Raw genomic sequence first — 15,452 nt, 5'->3', positions numbered from 1 at the left:
GACGAAGCCGGCTCACACCGGGAAGCGGCGGTCGACCCACCTCCACACCAGCTCCAGGGCGGCCGCCGCCACCGCCGCGATGCCCACCGCGATCCACGGCATCGTCACCCCGACCAGCTTCAGCGCGAAGAAGTGCTGCAACCACGGCACCATCAGCACACACAGGAACGCCAGCCCCATCGCGGCCACCAGCGCGATCCGCCACCAGGTGTAGGGCCGGGCGATGATCGCCAGCACCCACATCGAGATCAGGAACAGCGTCAGCGTGGCCGCGCTGGTCTCCGCGTCCAGCGCGCCGCTGCCGGTGTAGTAGTGGCGGGCCAGCAGGTACGTCACGAAGGTCGCCACGCCGGCCACCACCCCGCCCGGGACGGAGTACCGCATCACCCGCCGGACGAAGTGGGGCCGGGCCCGTTCCTTGTTGGGGGCGAGGGCCAGGAAGAAGGCGGGGACGCCGATGGTGAGGGTGGACAGCAGGGTCAGGTGCCGGGGCAGGAAGGGGTACTCCACCCGCCAGCACACCACCAGCAGGGCCAGCAGCACCGAGTAGACCGTCTTCACCAGGAACAGCGTGGCCACCCGGGTGATGTTCCCGATGACCCGGCGCCCCTCCGCCACCACCGACGGCAGGGTGGCGAAGCTGTTGTTGAGCAGCACGATCTGTGCGACGGCCCGGGTGGCCTCGGAGCCCGAGCCCATCGACACGCCGATGTCGGCGTCCTTCAGGGCGAGGACGTCGTTCACGCCGTCGCCGGTCATCGCGACCGTGTGCCCGCGCGACTGGAGGGCGCCCACCATGTCCCGCTTCTGCTGCGGGGTGACCCGCCCGAACACGGTCCCCTCGTCGAGGGCCCGCGCCATCTCCTTCGCGTCGCTCGGCAGCCGGCGCGCGTCCACCGTGCTGCCGTCGAGCCCCAGCTTGCCCGCCACGGCCCCCACCGACACCGCGTTGTCGCCGGAGATGACCTTGGCGTGGACGTCCTGCTCGGTGAAGTAGCGCAGGGTGTCGGCCGCGTCCGGCCGCAGCCGCTGCTCCAGTACGACGAGGGCGGCGGCCTGCGCGTCCTTGCCGAGGGTGGGATCGTCGAGGTCGCGGGAGGTACGGGCGAGCAGGAGCACCCGAAGCCCCTGCTCGTTGAGCCGGTCCGTCTCGGCGAGCGCGGGGTCGTCGTCGGGGAGCAGGACGTCGGGCGCCCCGAGCAGCCACGTACTGCTCTGCCCGTCGCCGTCGCTGAACGTGGCGCCGCTGTACTTGCGGGCCGAGGAAAACGGCAGGGACCCGGTGCAGCGCCAGCCGTCGGTGTCCGGGTAGGCCTCGATGACCGCCTGGAGGGAGGCGTTGGGCCGGGGATCGGACGCACCGAGTGCCCCGAGCACCTGGCGTACGTACGACTCGTCGCTGCCGCCCAGCGGGCGCAGCTCGGTGACGTCCATGCCGCCCTCGGTGAGCGTGCCGGTCTTGTCGAGGCAGACGGTGTCGACGCGGGCGAGGCCCTCGATCGCGGGCAGCTCCTGTACGAGGCACTGTTGCCGGCCGAGCCGGATGACGCCGATCGCGAAGGCGACGGAGGTGAGCAGGACCAGGCCCTCCGGGACCATCGGCACGATGCCGCCGACCGTCCGGGCGAGGGAGCCCTTGAGGTCGTTGTCCTTCACGACCAGCTGGGTGATGACCAGGCCGATCGCGGCCGGGATCATCATCCACGTCACGTACTTCAGGATCGTGGAGATGCCGGTGCGCAGCTCGGACTGGACCAGGGTGAAGCGGGACGCCTCCTCGGCGAGCTGGGCGGCGTAGGCCTCACGGCCGACCTTCGTGGCGCGGAAGGCGCCGCCGCCGGCCACGACGAAGCTGCCGGACATCACCTGGTCGCCGTGGTGCTTGACGACGGGGTCCGCCTCGCCGGTGAGCAGCGACTCGTCGATCTCCAGTCCGTCCGCTTCCACGCAGACGCCGTCGACGACGACTTTGTCGCCCGGGCCGATCTCCATCAGGTCGTCGAGGACGATGTCGCCGGTCGAGATCTGGGCGGCGGTGCCGTCCCGCCGTACGGTCGGGCGTGCCTCCCCGATCACCGCGAGCGAGTCCAGGGTCTGCTTGGCCCGCCACTCCTGGATGATGCCGATGCCCGTGTTGGCGAGGATCACGAAGCCGAAGAGGCTGTCCTGGATCGGCGCGACGAACAGCATGATCAGCCAGAGGATGCCGATGATCGCGTTGAAGCGGGTGAAGACGTTGGCGCGGACGATCTCGGCGGTGGAGCGGCTGCTGCGCACCGGCACGTCGTTGACCTGACCCCGCGCGACGCGCTCCGCGACCTCGGCGGCGGTCAGGCCGGTCGCCGGGGTGGAGGGGTACGGCACCGGGTGCACAGGGTCGAGTTCGGCGCCCGCGTCGATATGCGTCATGCATTCGACGTTACGTGTGGATTTGGGCCTTCACCCGCCGAGTGGGCGAAAGATCCGACCTGGGGAGGACGGATGTCGTGCGGTGGTTGTACGGGGCTGCTCGACGGTTGTACGGGTGCTGCTGGACGGTTGTACGGGTGCTGCTGGACGGTTGTGGCGGGGCTACTCGACGGCCGACTTCAGTGCCGCGTCCCGCTTGATCGCCGCGTCCCGCCTGCGGACGTAGTAGACGCCGATCAGTCCGAGCCCGCCTCCGGCCAGGCAGGTCCACAGCCACCACAGGTGACCGTGGTCGTCGAACCAGCCGTAGAAGGGGAGCTGGACGAGGAAGAGGGCGAACCAGACGATCGTGCCGCCGATGATGGTGGCGACCACGGGGCCCTCCAGGGGCTCCGGCGCCTCGTGCTGTGGTGTCCACTTCGCCATGGGGACAGCTTACGAGGCGATCACATCTACGCGCGGAGATGGCGCTGGCCACCTTATATGTTCATACTGAAACAGTTTGTTTCTGACCACTTCCGCTCGTATGAAACTCCAACGGCACTTTGGGGGAAGTCCGCTGGTGATGAGGTCCCGCATGTCCACCTCGGCCCCCGCCAAGGTTCCCGCGCCCGGCCAGCCGGGCGGCACGCCCGCGCACGGCGCGCTCGACCGCTACTTCAAGATCTCCGAGCGGGGCAGCACCCTCGGCCGGGAGGTCCGAGGCGGTCTGGCCACCTTCTTCGCGATGGCGTACATCATCGTGCTGAACCCGATCATCCTCGGCAGCGCGAAGGACATGTACGGACACCAGCTGGACAACGGCCAGCTCGTGACGGCCACGGCCCTCACCGCCGCGCTCACGACCCTCCTGATGGGTGTCATCGGCAACGTGCCGATCGCGCTCGCCGCCGGCCTCGGTGTGAACTCGGTCGTCGCCCTCCAGCTCGCCCCCCGGATGTCCTGGCCGGACGCCATGGGCATGGTGGTGCTGGCCGGCTTCATCGTGATGCTGCTCGTCGCCACCGGTCTGCGCGAGCGCGTCATGAACGCCGTGCCCTACGGCCTGCGCAAGGCGATCTCCATCGGCATCGGCCTGTTCATCATGCTGATCGGCCTCGTCGACTCCGGCTTCGTCTCCCGCATCCCGGACGCCGCCCACACCACCGTCCCGCTCCAGCTCGGCGCCGACGGACACCTCAACGGCTGGCCGGTGCTCGTCTTCGTCCTCGGCGCCCTGCTCACCCTCGCGCTGATCGTCCGCAAGGTCCCCGGCGCGATCCTCATCTCGATCGTCGCGATGACGGTGCTCGCCGTCGTCATCGACGCCGTCGCCAGGGTGCCGTCCTGGGGCCTGACGACCCCGAAGTGGCCCGGCAACCCGGTCTCGCCCCCCGACTTCGGCCTCATCGGCAAGGTCAGCCTCTTCGGCGGCTTCGACAAGGTGGGCGTCCTGACCGGCGTCCTCTTCGTCTTCACCGTGCTGCTGTCCTGCTTCTTCGACGCCATGGGCACGATCATGGGCGTCAGCGACGAGGCGAAGCTGACCGACGCCCAGGGCCAGATGCCCGGCATCAACAAGGTCCTCTTCGTCGACGGCATCGCCGTGGCCGCCGGTGGCGCCAGCTCCTCCTCGGCCACCACCTGCTTCGTGGAGTCCACGGCGGGCGTCGGCGAGGGCGCCCGCACCGGCCTCGCGAACGTCGTCACCGGCGCGCTGTTCGCCGCCGCGCTGTTCCTGACCCCGGTCGCCACCATGGTCCCGTCCCAGGCGGCCACCCCGGCCCTGCTCGCGGTCGGCTTCCTGATCCTGGCCGGCTCGGTCAAGGAGATCGACTGGGCGGACCACACCATCGCCGTCCCCGCCTTCGTGACGATGGTGATGATGCCGTTCACCTACTCGATCACCAACGGCATCGGCATGGGCTTCATCACCTTCGTGGTGCTGCGCCTGGCGGCGGGCCGGGGCAAGGAGATCCCGTCCGCGATGTACGTCGTGGCGGCGTTGTTCGCGTTCTACTACCTGATGCCGGCGCTGGGCCTGACCTGACGGGCGCGATCGCGCCTCACATGAGCCCGTAGAACTTCTCCGTCTCCTCGACGGCGGTCTGGAACCGCTCGTCGAAGTCATCGCGAATGAGCGTCCGGACGACATAGTCCTGGACGCTCATTCCTCGTCTGGCGGCGTGTTCCCGGAGCCGTTCCAGCAGGTCGTGGTCTATTCGCAGGCTGAGCACACTGGTCCCCATGCACTGAGGGTCGCCGCATGCCTTGGGGCAGCGCGTTACGTTCCGCAGTGGTGTCACCCGGATGAGTGACAGTGGGGCTCAGTGGCCGGTATCACGCGGCCTCGCGTGTCCCCATTACTCTTTAGGGAGGGTAATGAGTTATGCTAAAGAACATGCCGGACCTTACCCATGGCGACGACGCGGCCGCCGTGAACTCCCTGCGATCCGCCGTGATGCGACTGTCCCGTCGGCTCAAGCACCAGCGGGTCGACGAATCGCTCAGCCCCACCGAGATGTCGGTGCTCGGCACCCTCTCCCTCTGCGGCAGCGCCACACCCGGTGAACTCGCCCGCAAGGAGCACGTCCAGCCGCCCTCGATGACCCGCATCGTGGCGCTGCTGGAGGCCAAGGGCCTGGTCCGCCTGGAGCCGCACCCCGAGGACCGGCGCCAGAAGGTCGTCACGAAGACCGAGCAGGCCGAGGCGATGCTCGAGGAGAGCCGCCGCAAGCGCAACGTCTTCCTGGCGTCCCTGGCCGAACACCTCGACGAGGACGAGTGGGCGAAACTGCGCGCCGCCGCCCCCGTGCTGGAGAAGCTCGCACACCTGTAAGAACGGCCCGCAGTAGCAAGGAGGCGAACCCACTTTGAGTACGGGACCCGGAGCAGCTTCCGCCCCCGCACCAGACGCCCACGACTCCCCGCCCGCCCCCGACCGCTCCCGCAAGTCCTCGATGTTCAGCTCCCTGAGCGTCCGCAACTACCGCCTGTTCTTCCTCGGCCAGGTCGTCTCCAACACCGGCACCTGGATGCAGCGCATCGCCCAGGACTGGCTGGTCCTCAGCCTCACCGGTTCCTCCACGGCCGTCGGCTTCACGACGGCCCTGCAGTTCCTGCCGATGCTGCTCTTCGGCCTCTACGGCGGTGTCCTCGTCGACCGCCTGCCCAAGCGCCGCACGCTGCTCGTGACGCAGACCGCGATGGCCGTCACCGGCGTCGCGCTCGCGCTGCTCACCCTCTCCGGCCACGTCCAGGTCTGGCACGTGTACGTCGCCGCCTTCGCGGTCGGCCTCGCCACGGTCGTCGACAACCCGGCCCGCCAGTCGTTCGTCAGCGAGATGGTCGGCCCCGGCCAGCTGCAGAACGCGGTCAGTCTGAACTCCGCGAACTTCCAGTCCGCCCGCCTGGTCGGCCCCGCCGTCGCGGGCCTGATGATCACTGGCGTCGGCACCGGCTGGGCGTTCCTCGCCAACGGCCTGTCCTTCGTCGCACCCATCGTCGGCCTGCTGCTGATGCGCGCCCGCGAGCTGCACATCGTCGAGCGCGCCCCGCGCGGCAAGGGCCAGCTGCGGGAGGGCCTGCGTTATGTCGCCGGGCGTCCCGAGCTGATCTGGACGATCGTCCTGATCGGGTTCATCGGCACCTTCGGCTTCAACTTCCCCGTCTACCTCTCGGCCTTCGCCGACGACGTCTTCCACGCCGGCGCCGGCTCCTACAGCCTCTTCAACACCCTGATGGCGATCGGCTCGCTCGCGGGCGCCCTCCTCGCGGCCCGCCGCGGCACGGCCCGGATGCGGGTGCTGATCGCGGCGGCGCTGGCCTTCGGCGCGGTGGAGCTGGTCGCGGCGACGGCTCCCTCGCTCTGGCTGTTCGCGCTGCTCATGGTCCCCATCGGCATGTTCGGCATGACGGTCAACGTCACCGCGAACACCAGCGTCCAGATGACCACCGACCCGGCCATGCGGGGCCGGGTGATGGCCCTGTACATGATGGTGTTCATGGGCGGCTCACCCGTCGGCGCCCCGATCGCGGGCTGGATCACGGACGCGTACGGCGTCCGCGCGGGCCTGGCCGCGGGCGGCGCGATCTCGGCCGCGGCGGCCGTGACGATCGGCCTGGTCCTGGCCCGCGTGGGCGGACTGCGCCTGTCGGTCGGCTGGAACCACGGCCACCCCCACGTCCGCTTCGTGCCCCGCGAACCGGAGGAGCGGGAGCGGCTCGCGACCGTGGCCTGAGCGCACTCGGGCGCGCGGAGTCTCGTGGCAGGGTGACCTCCATGAGACTCTTCGCCGCCGTGCTCCCGCCGACCGACGTGACCGACGAACTGGCCGCGAGGATCGCCGAGCTGAAGAAGCTGCCCGGCGCGGCCGACCTGCGGTGGACGAGCCGCCCGGGCTGGCACTTCACCCTCGCGTTCTACGGCGAGGTCGACGACGAGGTCGTACCCGACCTCTCGGGGCGTCTGGAGCGGGCGGCTCACCGCACCGCCCCCTTCCCGCTCGCTCTCCGCGGCGGTGGCCAGTTCGGTCACGGCCGGGCACTGTGGGCGGGCGCGCACGGCGACCTGGACACCCTGAGCCGCCTGGCCGACCGGGCGGAGGCGGCGGCACGCAAGGCGGGCGTGCCGATGGGGGACCACCGCCGCTACAAGCCCCACCTCACGGTGGCCCGCAGCCGGGACGCCTTCGCCGTACGACCGTATGTCGAGGCCCTCCACACGTTCACCGGCAGCACGTGGACCGTGCGGGAGCTGGTCCTGGTCCGCAGCGACCTGCCGACGTCAGGGGTGCCGGGCGAGCAGCCCCGCTACACCCCGGTCGCCCGCTGGCCGCTGGGCGCGGCCGGTTAGGCTCGATGGCGTGGACCCGAAAACCCGGAACCGGATCATGGCCGGTGCGCTTGTGCTGATGTTCGTCGTCGTCGCCGTGGCCGCTGCGGTGGGCAGGTAGGGCGGGGCTGGTCGCGCCCGCGCGGCGGAGCCGCACGTCGACACAGCCCCGCGCCCCTGGACGGGTGCCGGCGCCTACCAGGCGAAGGCCTCCGGAGACGGCCCCGGACCCGGGAAGACCTCGTCGAGGCCGGACAGCAGCTCCTCGCTCAGCTCCAGCTCGACCGCGCGCAGGGCGCCCTCCAGCTGCTCGGCGGTACGCGGACCGACGATCGGGCCGGTGACGCCGGGCCGGGTCAGCAGCCAGGCCAGTGCGACCTCTCCCGGTGCCAGCCCGTGCTTGTCGAGCAGGTCCTCGTAGGCCTGCACCTGGGCTCGTACGGAGCTGTTTTTGAGGGCGTCGGCGGACCGGCCGGAGGCGCGTCGGCCGCCCTCGACCTCCTTCTTGATCACGCCGCCGAGCAGTCCGCCGTGCAGCGGCGACCAGGGGATGACCCCGAGGCCGTACTCCTGCGCCGCCGGGACGACCTCCATCTCGGCCCGCCGCTCGGCGAGGTTGTAGAGGCACTGCTCGCTGACGAGGCCGATGGTGCCGCCGCGCCGCGCGGCGATCTCGTTGGCCTGGGCGATCTTGTAGCCGGGGAAGTTGCTGGACCCGACGTAGAGGATCTTCCCCTGCTGCACCAGGACGTCGATGGCCTGCCAGATCTCCTCGAAGGGAGTGCTGCGGTCGACGTGGTGGAACTGGTAGACGTCGATGTAGTCGGTCTGCAGTCGCTTGAGGCTGGCGTCCACGGCCCGCCGGATGTTCAGCGCGGAGAGCTTGTCGTGGTTGGGCCAGGCGGCGCCGTCGGCCGCCATGTTGCCGTACACCTTGGTGGCGAGGACGACCTTGTCGCGCCGTTCGCCGCCCTTCGCGAACCAGTTGCCGATGATCTGTTCGGTGCGGCCCTTGTTCTCGCCCCAGCCGTAGACATTGGCGGTGTCGAAGAAGTTGATGCCCGCGTCCAGCGCCGAGTCCATGATCGCGTGGGAGTCGGCTTCGTCCGTCTGCGGGCCGAAGTTCATGGTGCCGAGAACGAGTCGGCTGACCTTGAGTCCGGTGCGTCCGAGCTGCGTGTACTTCATGACTGCCTAGCCAACGGCTTGGAGTGCGCTCTATGCAAGGGGGATCAGTCGCGGGGGAACTCGTCGGTCTTGAGGGTGAGGTCGATGACGGTTCCCGTCAGGTGGACGTCGGCGCCGAAGTCGACCCTCGTGCTGGTGACGTAGTGACCGTCCTTGGGGTCGGTGTAGACGAAGCACCGGCCCTGATAGGGATCCGCGATGAGGTAGAGGGGGACTTCGGCCACCGCGTAGGCGGTCTTCTTCGGGCCGTAGTCGTTGGCGGCCGTGCCCTGCGAGATGACCTCGGCGACGAACTCGACGTCTTCGTAACGCCAGCGGCCTTCGCCGTCCTTCTCTGCTGACTCGCGCAGCTTGACGACGTCCGGGCAGAATCCGTTCTCGTGGCCGGGGAAATCGATGCGGACGTCCGAAAAGACCCTCACGCTCCTCCCGAACCTGTGGCGCAAGGCCAAGGCGATCTGGAAGATGATCTCCCAGTGGGTGTCCCGCTGCGGTGTCATGTGGACGTTGCCCCCGACGATCTCGACCCTGAATCCTTCGGGGACGGGCATCTGCTCCAGCAGCTCGAACCACTCGTCCAGGCGCCTGGTGTTTGCGTCGGCCATGGCGATCCTGTCCTCCAGGACGGTCATCGTGGCACTCCTCCCCGGCTGCCCCACGAACGAGTGCAGCCGCGCAGTACAACGATACGCACCGTGACCAGGACACGGATCGATCGGCATATGCCACAGCGATCCTGGGCCGACTACCTCCGGGAGGCGGGCCGGGACGATTCGCGCCCCCGCGTGCGGCCCTGTGCCGCATGACTCGTCGACACCGTCGGCTCCCCGTACTCCCCACCCAGCCCCCACGCCTGATGCATCGCCCCCGCGAACGCCGCCGCCAGCTTGTGCTCGCCGCTCGCGTTGGGGTGGGTGCCGTCGTAGGTGTCGGTGTGGATGTCGTACGACTCCGGTACGGAGGCCAGCAGTACGGGGGAGGTCGGATCGTCCAGGTCGGCTGCGGTCTTGGCCAGCAGCTCGTTGAAGCGGGCGACCTCCGTGGCGAAGGGCGCGTCGGACTCGGCGCGCACGTTGGGGATCACCGGGAGGAGAACGACGCGGACGTGCCGGTTGGCGGCGCGGGCCTCGGTGATGAACTCCCGTGCGTTGGCGGCCGTCTGCTCCGCGTTCGTGTAGAAGCCCAGGTCGATCAGGCCCAGGGAGACGAGCAGCACGTCGGCCCGGCAGGCGCGGACCGCCTCGCGGATCGCCGGAGCCATGTGCAGCCAGCCCTCGCCCCAGCCGGCCAGGTGGGCGTGCGGGAAGTCGGGGTCGGCGTACTCGTACGACGTCGGCTCGTCCGTCGCCTTGTCGTACAGCGTCTCGCGGGGGCCGACCACGCCGAACGGGGCGTCGTACGTGGCGCGCAGGTGCTGCCACATGCGGTACCGCCATGTGTGCTCGCCCGCGCTGCCGATCGTCATGGAGTCCCCGACGGGCATGAACCTGAGCATCCGCTCATGATGGACGATCAGAGGGGGAGTTGGGGTGTGAGGCTGAGCACGCATTGACACCGCCCACACCACCCGGGATGGCAAGCTTGGCCCCATGCGCTCGCTTCTCGGTGTGGTCACGGTCGCCGCTCTCTGTGTCCTCGTGGGCGCGGGACCCGCCTCGGCGGCACCGGGTGACGACGGGTTCACCATCGAGGACTCCCGCATCACCGAGTCGAGCGGCCTGGCCGCATCCCACCTCCACCCCGGGATCTACTGGACCCACAACGACAGCGACGACGGCCCGTACCTCTACGCCGTCGACAGCGCCACCGGGAAGACGGTCGCGCGGGTCACCATGACCGGCGTGGGCCGCCCGCGGGACGTCGAGGCCATCTCCATCGGGCCGGACAACGAGATCTACGTCGGCGACATCGGCGACAACCTCGGCGGCACCTGGTCCTACGTGTGGGTCTACCGGCTGCCCGAGCCGAAGGAGCTCAAGGACCAGACGATCCGGGCGGCGCAGTACGTCGTGAAGTACTCCGACGGCGCCCGGGACGCCGAGTCGCTCGTCGTCCACCCCAAGACCGGCCGGGTCTACATCATCGACAAGAACGAGGACGGCGGACACCTCTACGAGGGCCCCGCCAAGCTCTCCACCTCCGGCACGAACGTCTTCCGCCCCATCGCCCCCGTCGACCTGTGGGCCACCGACGCCGCGCTCTCCCCGGACGGCAAGCGGCTCGCCGTGCGCGGCTACCTCGGTGGCATCGACTACGACTGGAACGGCGGAAAGATCAAGCGAGTCGAGCAGCTCGACGTGCCCCTGCAACGGCAGGGCGAGTCCGTCAGCTACTCCGCCGACGGGACGAAGCTGATGTACGGCAGTGAGGGGTCCGGCAGTTCGGTGGTCGCGGAGGACGCGCCCGGCGACGCCGGTTCCAAGTCGCCGTCCGGCGGCGGGAGTTCCTCCGCGTCCGGGGGCGGTGACGGCTCCGACTCGCCCGTCACGCTCAAGACCGGTGCCGTGGCCGTCGTCCTGGCCGTCGCCGCCCTGTTCGGCCTGGGCCGCCTGTTCCGGCGTCGTTGACGGTTCCTCACCCGCGCGCCCTGCGAGGCGCAGGTCTTCCTGCCGCTGGCGGTGCGGAGGTTCCAGAGGCTGAGCCGGTGACGTCGTAGTCCTTGACGGACCGATGAGTCCTGCCTTCCATGGGAGGTGCGGGTGTGGGAGCGCTCCCACTCGTTCCGGCCCGCGCCTCCCCGAGAGGAAGCAGCGACATGTTCCGCAGCTTGCGAAAAGCGCTGTGCGCGATGGCGGCGGCGCTCCTGTTACCAGTGGCGGGCGCGCAGACGGCGAACGCGGTGGGCACGGGGGACGTCGGTGCCGCGGGTGTCCGTGCCGCGGATGCCGGCGCCGGTTACTGGCACACCAGCGGCCGCCAGATCCTGGACGCGGCCGGACAGCCGGTCCGCGTCGCCGGCATCAACTGGTTCGGCTTCGAGACCGGCAACAACGTCGTCCACGGCCTCTGGTCCCGCGACTACAAGAACATGATCGACCAGATCAAGGCGACCGGCTACAACACCCTCCGCATCCCGTACAGCGACGACATCTTCAAGAGCGGCACCGTCCCCAACAGCATCGACTTCTCCAGCGGCAAGAACGCCGACCTCCAGGGCCTGAACTCCCTCCAGGTCCTCGACAAGATCGTGGCGTACGCCGGTCAGGACGGCCTGAAGGTCATCCTCGACCGCCACCGCCCCGACGGCGGCGGCCAGTCCGCGCTCTGGTACACCTCGGCCGTCCCCGAGTCGACGTGGATCACCAACCTGAAGTCCCTGGCGACCCGCTACAAGGGCAACACGGCCGTCGTCGGCATCGACCTCCACAACGAGCCTCACGATCCCGCCTGTTGGGGCTGCGGCGACACCACGAAGGACTGGCGCCTCGCGGCGCAACGCGCCGGAAACGCCGTCCTCTCCGTCAACCCCGACCTGCTGATCTTCGTCGAGGGCGTGCAGACCTTCAACGGCGTCTCCGGCTGGTGGGGCGGCAACCTGATGGGCGTCGCGCAGTACCCGGTGCAACTCGATGTGCCCAACCGCGTGGTGTACTCGGCCCACGACTACGCCACCAGCGTCGCCCAGCAGAGCTGGTTCAGCGACCCGGCGTTCCCCAACAACATGCCGGGGATCTGGGACAAGTACTGGGGCTACATCTTCAAGCAGAACATCGCCCCCGTGTGGGTGGGCGAGTTCGGTACGACCCTCCAGTCGACGACCGACCAGAAATGGCTCGCCGCGCTGGTGAGCTACCTGCGCCCGACCTCGACGTACGGCTCCGACTCCTTCCACTGGACCTTCTGGTCCTGGAACCCCAACTCCGGTGACACGGGCGGGATCCTGAAGGACGACTGGCAGACCGTGGACACGGTCAAGGACGGGTACCTCACGAGCATCAAGGCGCCGGGCTTCCCGAGCGGCGGGGGTGGCGGAGGCGGAGGCGGTGGTGGCGGTGGCGGCGGAGGAGGCAGTACGGCCGCCTGCACCGCCGCCTACACCGTCAGCAGCGACTGGGGCGGCGGCTTCAACGCGGAGGTGAAGGTGACCAACTCCGGGACCGTCGCGCTCAAGTCCTGGAAGGTGACCTGGACCTGGCCCGGCTCCCAGAAGGTCACCAGCATGTGGAACGCGTCCTACACCCAGAGCGGCGCGACCGTCACCGCCTCCAACGCCGACCACAACGGAGCGGTTCCCGTGGGCGGTTCGGCGAGCTTCGGCTTCGGGGGCGCGCCTGGGGGCGGGGGTGTGCCGAGTGTGAGCTGCACGGCGACGTGAGTGAAGGGCGCCCGGTGAGCACCGGGCGCCCTTGCGTGCCCCGTACTTCCAGCTCTACCCGGGGTGGTCTCACTGCCACGGGTCGGTGAACGACCGGCCGGGCACCGGCCTTGCGATGAGCGCGACGGGGGTGAAGAAGTTCACCTGGCCGATGGCGACCATCAGCGTGGCGAGCGCCTTGGGCTCGTAGTGCTCGGCGGCCTGCGCATACAGCTCGTTGGAGACCCGCTCACCGTCTGCGGACGGCTGAAGCACGGCCTCCACCAGTGCCAGCGCGGCACGCTCGGCACCAGTGAAGTACGGCGAGTCCTGCCAGGACGCCACCGACGTGATCCGCTCCTCCGACTCCCCGGCCTTGCGCAGGAAGCCCGTGTGCAGAACGGTCAGGTAGGTGCTGCCGACGATCTGACCAGCACGTAGGTGGACCAAGCTGATCGTGGAGCGCGGTACCGAACCGTTGCCGGTGACCTTGAACAGCGCAGCCGACAGTTCCGCCAGCTCGGGGATGAGCTCCGCAGGGTTCTGGGGCATCCGCGGAGCCATCGGGACCTCTGTCGTGATCGAACGTGTTTCCATCGCCGTCTCCTTCTGGGCTTCATGTGCTCTCGCTGCCCTGACGGATCACGACGGAGAAACGTGACCGACGGAAGACAATCGTTCCCGGTACGGCCGCGTCGCTCGGGCCGCTGCAGCCGGGCGACGCGGCCCCTGTCCTGCCGAGTCGTCAGCCTGCCCGCCGGGCTTCGGCTTCGGTCTCCCTGCTGGTCGCGGGGGACTCGGCCGTTTCGCCTGCACCGGCCTTGGCCTCCTGGTGTGCCCTGCCGCTCTTCACGACGTAGGCGGCGCCGCCGACGGCCAGGGCAACCGGCCATTCGAGCGCACCGGCGACCGTCAGTGCCCCCAAACCGCCGTAGAAGATCAGATCCCCACCCCGGCCTGCGGGCAGTCGTGAGGCCATGCCCTGGGCGCGGGCCTTGAAGCCGCCCGGCGCGGTGCCCTGCTCAGTGGGCTGAGCTGCGCTGGTGGTCATATGGATCACCTCTGATCATGCGAAATGCTATGAAATGCCTCCCTTCATTCTGGCGCGCATCGCCCTCGGGCGGTATCGCGAGCGGGGTCAGGAGCTGCGGTTCACCGCGGCCGAGCCGGACGACTTCGCCCTCGGCCGGGTGAAGAAGCGGGAGCTGACCGCCTGAACCTGCTACACCTCTCAACCCATGACGGGCCGCCCTCGCGCAGGAGGGCGGCCCGCCCCCATCTGGAAGGCGCGCATGACCTGGACAGGACACTTCCACGGCTACGGCCCGTGGATCGGATCGCCGGACAGCTACCACCGGGAAGGCGACCGGCGGCCTCCGCATCCTGACCCTCCCGCGCCTCCCGTTTCCGACGACGACAAGATGGCCATCCGTGTGCTCCAGCGCTACCGCGAGGTGAGCGCCGAGTTCCCGACCTCGAACCTGCCGCCCATGATGTCGGGCCACTGGCTCATGAAGCGCGGCCAGGCCGGCCACGAGCGGACTTGGACCGAACCCGTCGCGGCCCTCGACTGGCTGACCAAGCTGTTCCTCGACAACCTGCCGATGCAGCGAGAGGACGGGCGGCAGGCCTACGGGGGCTTGGACACCAAGCGTGATTACGCGCTCGATGTCCTGCCGGTCGGTGTCGATGTGAGCTGGGTGTACTACAACCGGTCGGGCAGCATGGTGTCGCTGAACGTGGTGTGCTGCCCGAACCGGCACCACCCTGATCTCACCTGCCCGCTGACGTGACCTCGGTGTAGGTGACAGGTGCGGCGCACTGGGTTTCGAGGCGCCTGAAGTTGCTCCGACCGCTCGGGCTGCGGAGTCTGGCCCACCGCCTCGAACGGCAGCGGATCAGGTCAGATTCAGGCCGCCGTCGAGGACGATGACCTCGCCGGTGAGGTAGCTGCTGGCGAGCACCGACGCCACCAGGTCGGCCACGTCGGAGGGCTGGGCCGGACGGCGCATGGGGGCGCGGTCCCGCCACACCTCGTGCGCGTGCGCCCAGTCCTTCGTCATCGGTGTGTCCACCAGCCCCGGCGCCACCGCGTTGACCCGCACCTCGGGCCCGAGCGCGGCCGCGAGCAGCCGGGTCACGTGATTCAGCGCGGCCTTGCTCGCCGCGTACGGCACCGACGAGCCCTTGGGGCGCACCCCGGCGTGGCTGGTGACGTTCACGATGCTGCCGCCCGCGGGGGAGCGGCGCAGGGCCGGAAGCGCCGCCGTGCACAGCACCCAGGGCGCGATCAGGTTGACCTCCAGCAACTGTCGCCAGTCCGCCGGTGTCGCCGCGGCCAGGTCGCCGTGCGGGATCGGCCAGCTGATCCCCGCGTTGTTGACCAGTACGTCCAGTCGCCCGAACCGGCCGAGCGCCGCCTCGATCAGCCCCCGCGCCTCCTCCTCCATCGCGAGATCCGCCCGCACATACGCCCCGCCGAGCTCCGCCGCCAGCGCCTCCCCGGCCTCCGCACTGCGCCGCGAGTGGACGACGACCCGCATCCCGTCGGCCGCCAGCCTGCGCGCGACGGCTTCGCCGATCCCCGACGTGGACCCGGTGACCAGGGCGACGGGCCGATCCTCTTGCTCAGTCCTCATGCCCGCGGATCCTGCCACGGCTGCCACGCCTCTCCATGCGCGCCGCGGCGTCACTTCCTGCTGCCCTCCGGAAATGCCCGGCCCCCGCCAGGCGCGCGGACATAGGCTC

General features: G+C 69.6%; 17 protein-coding genes. 8 read left to right on the top strand and 9 right to left on the bottom strand.

Annotated features, from left to right (window positions below; all coding sequences use genetic code 11):
- Positions 1-12 precede the first annotated feature (12 nt).
- Together ACGFNV_RS13935 and ACGFNV_RS13930 are read right to left on the bottom strand one after the other, a co-directional pair.
- Positions 13-2,409 (bottom strand): HAD-IC family P-type ATPase, encoded by a 2,397-nt coding sequence (locus ACGFNV_RS13935; protein WP_393622180.1) that lies wholly within the window; start codon positions 2,407-2,409, stop codon positions 13-15.
- 162 nt (positions 2,410-2,571) lie between these two features.
- Entirely contained in the window at positions 2,572-2,835 is a 264-nt protein-coding gene (locus tag ACGFNV_RS13930; protein ID WP_393622178.1) for a DUF2530 domain-containing protein, read from the bottom strand.
- Between the two features lie 151 nt (positions 2,836-2,986).
- Between ACGFNV_RS13930 and ACGFNV_RS13925 the strand changes: the two genes are divergently transcribed.
- Positions 2,987-4,438, top strand: a complete 1,452-nt coding sequence (locus tag ACGFNV_RS13925) for an NCS2 family permease (RefSeq protein ID WP_393622176.1) — start codon at positions 2,987-2,989, stop codon at positions 4,436-4,438.
- Positions 4,439-4,454: 16 nt separating this feature from the next.
- Here ACGFNV_RS13925 and ACGFNV_RS13920 read toward each other — a convergent pair whose 3' ends face one another.
- Positions 4,455-4,637 carry a ribbon-helix-helix protein, CopG family gene (locus tag ACGFNV_RS13920; RefSeq protein ID WP_133929027.1) on the bottom strand — a complete coding sequence of 61 codons (183 nt, stop codon included), beginning with the start codon at positions 4,635-4,637 and terminating at the stop codon, positions 4,455-4,457.
- A 152-nt stretch (positions 4,638-4,789) separates the two neighbouring features.
- On the opposite strand from ACGFNV_RS13920, the gene ACGFNV_RS13915 reads away from it, so the two are divergent.
- Genes ACGFNV_RS13915 through thpR form a run of 3 tightly spaced genes read left to right on the top strand, consistent with a single transcriptional unit; the run spans position 4,790 to position 7,243 of the window.
- Positions 4,790-5,227 carry a MarR family transcriptional regulator gene (locus ACGFNV_RS13915; RefSeq protein WP_133929026.1) on the top strand — a complete coding sequence of 146 codons (438 nt, stop codon included), beginning with the start codon at positions 4,790-4,792 and terminating at the stop codon, positions 5,225-5,227.
- Positions 5,228-5,261: 34 nt separating this feature from the next.
- Positions 5,262-6,629, top strand: a complete 1,368-nt coding sequence (locus ACGFNV_RS13910) for an MFS transporter (RefSeq protein WP_393622174.1) — start codon at positions 5,262-5,264, stop codon at positions 6,627-6,629.
- A 41-nt stretch (positions 6,630-6,670) separates the two neighbouring features.
- Entirely contained in the window at positions 6,671-7,243 is a 573-nt protein-coding gene (thpR, locus tag ACGFNV_RS13905; RefSeq protein ID WP_393622172.1) for an RNA 2',3'-cyclic phosphodiesterase, read from the top strand.
- Between the two features lie 174 nt (positions 7,244-7,417).
- Here thpR and ACGFNV_RS13900 read toward each other — a convergent pair whose 3' ends face one another.
- The 3 genes from ACGFNV_RS13900 to ACGFNV_RS13890 all read right to left on the bottom strand — a co-directional run bounded on the left by ACGFNV_RS13900 (position 7,418) and on the right by ACGFNV_RS13890 (position 9,905).
- Positions 7,418-8,410 (bottom strand): aldo/keto reductase, encoded by a 993-nt coding sequence (locus ACGFNV_RS13900; protein ID WP_393622170.1) that lies wholly within the window; start codon positions 8,408-8,410, stop codon positions 7,418-7,420.
- 44 nt (positions 8,411-8,454) lie between these two features.
- Positions 8,455-9,042 (bottom strand): Uma2 family endonuclease, encoded by a 588-nt coding sequence (locus ACGFNV_RS13895; RefSeq protein ID WP_393622168.1) that lies wholly within the window; start codon positions 9,040-9,042, stop codon positions 8,455-8,457.
- 113 nt (positions 9,043-9,155) lie between these two features.
- Positions 9,156-9,905, bottom strand: a complete 750-nt coding sequence (locus ACGFNV_RS13890; RefSeq protein ID WP_393622167.1) for an SGNH/GDSL hydrolase family protein — start codon at positions 9,903-9,905, stop codon at positions 9,156-9,158.
- A gap of 94 nt (positions 9,906-9,999) precedes the next feature.
- Between ACGFNV_RS13890 and ACGFNV_RS13885 the strand changes: the two genes are divergently transcribed.
- Entirely contained in the window at positions 10,000-10,977 is a 978-nt protein-coding gene (locus ACGFNV_RS13885) for a WD40 repeat domain-containing protein (protein WP_393622165.1), read from the top strand.
- A 188-nt stretch (positions 10,978-11,165) separates the two neighbouring features.
- A complete protein-coding gene (locus tag ACGFNV_RS13880; RefSeq protein ID WP_393622164.1) occupies positions 11,166-12,725 on the top strand; it encodes a cellulase family glycosylhydrolase in 1,560 nt (519 codons plus the stop codon).
- Positions 12,726-12,794: 69 nt separating this feature from the next.
- On the opposite strand, the gene ACGFNV_RS13875 is transcribed toward ACGFNV_RS13880, so the two are convergent.
- Together ACGFNV_RS13875 and ACGFNV_RS13870 are read right to left on the bottom strand one after the other, a co-directional pair.
- Positions 12,795-13,301, bottom strand: a complete 507-nt coding sequence (locus tag ACGFNV_RS13875) for a carboxymuconolactone decarboxylase family protein (protein ID WP_393622163.1) — start codon at positions 13,299-13,301, stop codon at positions 12,795-12,797.
- Between the two features lie 148 nt (positions 13,302-13,449).
- Positions 13,450-13,755, bottom strand: a complete 306-nt coding sequence (locus ACGFNV_RS13870; RefSeq protein WP_393622161.1) for a hypothetical protein — start codon at positions 13,753-13,755, stop codon at positions 13,450-13,452.
- 34 nt (positions 13,756-13,789) lie between these two features.
- Here ACGFNV_RS13870 and ACGFNV_RS13865 point away from each other — a divergent pair, with 34 nt between their 5' ends.
- Both ACGFNV_RS13865 and ACGFNV_RS13860 read left to right on the top strand, forming a co-directional pair.
- Positions 13,790-13,921, top strand: coding sequence for a hypothetical protein (locus tag ACGFNV_RS13865; RefSeq protein ID WP_393622159.1), 132 nt, complete (start codon positions 13,790-13,792; stop codon positions 13,919-13,921).
- A gap of 75 nt (positions 13,922-13,996) precedes the next feature.
- Positions 13,997-14,497 (top strand): hypothetical protein, encoded by a 501-nt coding sequence (locus ACGFNV_RS13860; RefSeq protein WP_393622157.1) that lies wholly within the window; start codon positions 13,997-13,999, stop codon positions 14,495-14,497.
- 105 nt (positions 14,498-14,602) lie between these two features.
- On the opposite strand, the gene ACGFNV_RS13855 is transcribed toward ACGFNV_RS13860, so the two are convergent.
- Positions 14,603-15,343 (bottom strand): SDR family NAD(P)-dependent oxidoreductase, encoded by a 741-nt coding sequence (locus ACGFNV_RS13855; RefSeq protein WP_393622156.1) that lies wholly within the window; start codon positions 15,341-15,343, stop codon positions 14,603-14,605.
- Positions 15,344-15,452 lie beyond the last annotated feature (109 nt).

The sequence above is a fragment of the Streptomyces sp. NPDC048751 genome (assembly GCF_043198595.1).
Taxonomy (GTDB): Bacteria; Actinomycetota; Actinomycetes; order Streptomycetales; family Streptomycetaceae; genus Streptomyces.
Note: the sequence above shows the minus strand (reverse complement) of the source record. Positions and strands in the feature narration are given on the sequence as shown.